At 73.1% G+C, this 3,574-nt stretch carries 3 protein-coding genes and 1 pseudogene; 2 read left to right on the forward strand and 2 right to left on the reverse strand.

What is annotated here, in order from left to right; all coding sequences use genetic code 11:
- Nucleotides 1-1,734: S8 family serine peptidase (locus VOI19_RS16355; protein ID WP_323794028.1), on the reverse strand; the 1,734-nt coding region annotated here is incomplete at its 3' end.
- Between the two features lie 147 nt (nt 1,735-1,881).
- On the opposite strand from VOI19_RS16355, the gene VOI19_RS16360 reads away from it, so the two are divergent.
- Together VOI19_RS16360 and VOI19_RS16365 are read left to right on the forward strand one after the other, a co-directional pair.
- The gene (locus VOI19_RS16360) at nt 1,882-2,502 is read left to right on the forward strand and encodes an HAD family hydrolase (protein WP_323794029.1); all 621 of its coding nucleotides are present in this window, start codon (nt 1,882-1,884) and stop codon (nt 2,500-2,502) included.
- Nucleotides 2,503-2,563: 61 nt separating this feature from the next.
- Nucleotides 2,564-2,959 carry a cold-shock protein gene (locus VOI19_RS16365; RefSeq protein WP_323794030.1) on the forward strand — a complete coding sequence of 132 codons (396 nt, stop codon included), beginning with the start codon at nt 2,564-2,566 and terminating at the stop codon, nt 2,957-2,959.
- Nucleotides 2,960-3,008: 49 nt separating this feature from the next.
- Here the strand turns inward: VOI19_RS16365 and VOI19_RS16370 are convergent.
- Nucleotides 3,009-3,574: pseudogene (locus VOI19_RS16370) on the reverse strand (MFS transporter); the annotation flags it as partial.

Here is a 3,574-nt window from a genome sequence, read left to right on the forward strand (position 1 = left end):
AGGGCAGTGGGCCCAGGGCGCCTTGCGCACGGTGGTTGATTGGGCGGCCGCGACCCCGGCGGTGAAGGCCGAGGCAGCCGAGGTGCCGCTGACGAACGCCCAGTCGTCGACGTCGACGGACTCAGGCACGGCCCCCAGGACGTTGGTGGCGGGCGCGACGAGGTCGGGCTTGAGGACCCCGCCCCGGAGGTCTCCGCTGGGGGTCAGACCGGCCAGGCGGGCGGGATGGCGCAGGAGCCCCTGCGAGCGCAGCGTCAGCCGCGCCTCGGGGTTGGCCTGGACCCAGCGCACCAGCCGGGCGCCGCGGTCGACGTTGAGGTGGATCGTGGGGACGCTGTGGACGTCGAGGTCGACCGAGCCCCGGCGACGGTTGACCAGCACCATGCCCGCGCCGTCGGCCCAGGCGACGGTGCGCGACTTGTCGGTGCGCCCGACCCGGCCGCGCTCGCAGACGACGATGGCGTCGGCGACCAGGGCGGCGTCGAGGCTGCCGGGCGCGCACACGCGGGCGTCATCGACCCGGGTGTCGTCGACCGCGGCGTCGCTGCCCAGGACGACCCGGGCAGGCCCGACCGAGCGACGCGAGAGCATCGCTCCGGTGAGGTCGTCGTCGGCGTCGGTGCGCAGGTCCCGGGGCAGCTGCACCAGGCCTCGGCGCACGTCTCCGGTCGTGCCGCCGACCGTGGTGACCCACGGGCTCGGGTGGGCACTGAAGGAGCCCGACCCACCGTTGCCGGCAGCAGCCACGACGACGACACCGGCCTCGGTCGCGCCGAGCAGCGCCCGCTCGACCGTGTCGATCCGGCTGGGTCCACCGACCGAGAGGTTGAGGACGTCGACGCCGTCGAGGGTGGCGTCGTCGATCGCGGTGACGAGGTCGGCGGTGGCGCAGCCGTCGTCATCGGGGTCGGGCGCGCCCCAGCACGCCTTGTAGACGGCCAGCTGTGCCTCGGGGGCGAGTCCGCCGAGGACGCCGAGGCGTTCACCGCCGACCCGCACGGGCACCGCTGCATTCCCGGCGGCGATCGAGGCCATCTGGGTGCCGTGGCCGTCGGTGTCGCGCGGCGAAAGCGAGCTGGTGGCGCTCAGGTGGTCGACACCGAACCCGCGGACGTACCAGCGCGCGCCGACCAGCTTGCCGTTGCACTCCGAGCTCGACCAGCTCTGGCCGTCGGGACAAGCGCCCTCGAAGGAGTCGGCGCGGCGCTGGTGACGCACCTGCGCGAAGAGTGGGCTCTCAGGAGCGAGGCCGGTGTCGATGACGCCGATCACGGTGCCCGCGCCCCCTGTGCGGGGACGGTCCTCGTCGAGGCGCTTGGCGGCGAGCGGCGCGAGGTCGGCGGTCGAGCCGGCGAGCGGTCGCACCTCGTTGCGCTCGATCGTCGCGACGGTGGGGTCGGACTCGAGAGTCGCCACCTGGTCGTCGTCGAGGACGACGGCGAAGCCGTTCAAGGCGGTGGTCCAGCGGTAGACCGGAGCCGGTGCGTCGACGGAGTCGAGGACGACGTCCTGCTCGACCTTCATCCGGGCGGCGCGCAGGCTGCCGGTCAGGAAGCTCACCGAGCCGGCGGTGCCCGGACCGCGCAGGGTGATCAGGTAGAGGTCGTCCTCCGCCTCGCGCTCGGCGGCCGTCGTCGGCGCCACCACGAGCAGCGACCCGAGCGTCAGCAGGCCGGCCAGGACACTGAGCAGGGCAGCGCGGGTCGGCCGGGGTCGTCCAGCGGGGAGGTGCATGCTCGCTCCTGTCCAGGAGTCGTGGTCGGGGGAGTCGGGGGATCAGTGTGCTCAATGGTCCGGGAACCTTCCATTGTGGCGCATCCGCCCCGGCCGCGCACCCGTACGGGGGAACAGGTGGGGATGGTGGCCCCTATCCTCGTCGACGTGACCCACGACCCCGCACCCTTGACGGTCGGGTTCGACCTCGACATGACCCTCATCGACACCGCGCCGGGCATCCGCACGGTGCTGCGGGTCCTGGGAGCCGAGCTCGGGATCGACTTCCCGGTCGAGGAGATGACCGCCGCGCTGGGCCCGCCGCTCGACCTGATGCTGGAGCCCCACCTGCCGGCGGCCGCGATCCCGGCAGCCGGTGACCGCTTTCGCGAGCTGTACCCGAGTCACGCCATCGACTCGGTCCCGTTGCTCCCCGGTGCGTTCGAGGCGATCGCCGCCGTGCGCGAGAGGGCGGGCAAGGTCGTGGTCGTCACCGGGAAGTACGCCCCCAACGCCCGGCTGCACCTCGACCACCTCGGTCTCGACGTCGACGTCCTCGAGGGCTGGGTCTGGGGCGCGGGCAAGGCCGACGCACTGCGCCGTGAAGGGGCGTCGGCCTACGTCGGCGACCACGTCCACGACGTCGAGGGAGCGCTCGCAGCCGGGGTCGCCTCGGTCTCGGTGCTGACCGGCGGGTGCTCGCGCGAGGAGCTCCTCGCCGCCGGCACGCACGCGGTCCTCGACGACCTGCGCGCATTCCCGTCGTGGCTCGAGGGTCACGGCAGATAGGCTGCCCCCGGTGCTCGATCCGGTCCCGGGTCGGGCAAGTTGCATGAGAGAGGCAAGAGCAGTGCCCAGTGGCAAGGTGAAGTGGTTCGACTCCGACAAGGGGTTCGGTTTTCTGTCGCAGGACGGCGGAGAAGACGTCTACGTCCACGCCGACGCCCTGCCCGAGGGCAGCTCCTCGATCAAGCCGGGCACGCGCGTCGAGTTCGGCATCGCGCAGGGACGCCGCGGCGACCAGGCCCTCCAGGTGCGAGTGATCGAGGCGCCGGCGTCGGTCTCGCGCAACCAGTCGCACGCCCGACGCAAGAGCCCCGAGGACATGACCACCATCGTCGAGGACCTCATCCGGATGCTCGACGGCATCGGCGAGGCCTACCGGCACGGTCGCCACCCCGAGGCGCGCACGGCGAAGCCGGCCGCCAAGGTGCTGCGCGCGCTCGCCGACGAGCTCGAGCTCTGACCTGGCCAGGGGCCCGAGCCAAGGACCCGAGCCAAGGCCCGCCAGGGAGCTAGGGCCCGCCGGGGGCCGGCGGTGGGTACACCGGCGGCGGAGGCGGTACGACGGGCTCGTGCTGCCCGGCCGGCTCGGCTGGTCCGGTCGGCCTGACCGGCCTGGTCGGCCGGCTCTGCGCAGTGGCGCGTGGCGGGGTCTGTCCCTGCCGCGGGCGCGACCTGGGCCGCGGCCGTCCCCGTGGCGCGGTCGGTCGTGACGACAGCACGAAGACCGTCCAGGCGAGCAGCACCACGAACGCCACGCCGAGCCCCAGTCTCGCCGACTGAGGCAGGGCGATCCCCACGAACCCGCCGATCACCCAGGCCAGCTGAAGGGTGGTGTCGCTGCGCGCGAAGGCGCTGGCCTGCACCGACACCGGCACGCCGCTCTGGATCGTGGAGTCGAGCGAGACCTTGGCCAGCGACTGGGCCAGTCCCGCGATCAGTCCCAGCCCGCCCAGGGCCAGGACTCCGTAGAAGAGCGCACCCATCGCCACCATCGCCGCATCGGCGAGCAGTGCCGCGACGACGGTCGCCGCGGGGTTGATCTTCTTCAGCACCGAGGCGAGGAAGATCCCGATCG

The sequence above is a fragment of the Nocardioides sp. genome, assembly GCF_034670285.1.
Taxonomy (GTDB): domain Bacteria; phylum Actinomycetota; class Actinomycetes; order Propionibacteriales; family Nocardioidaceae; genus Nocardioides.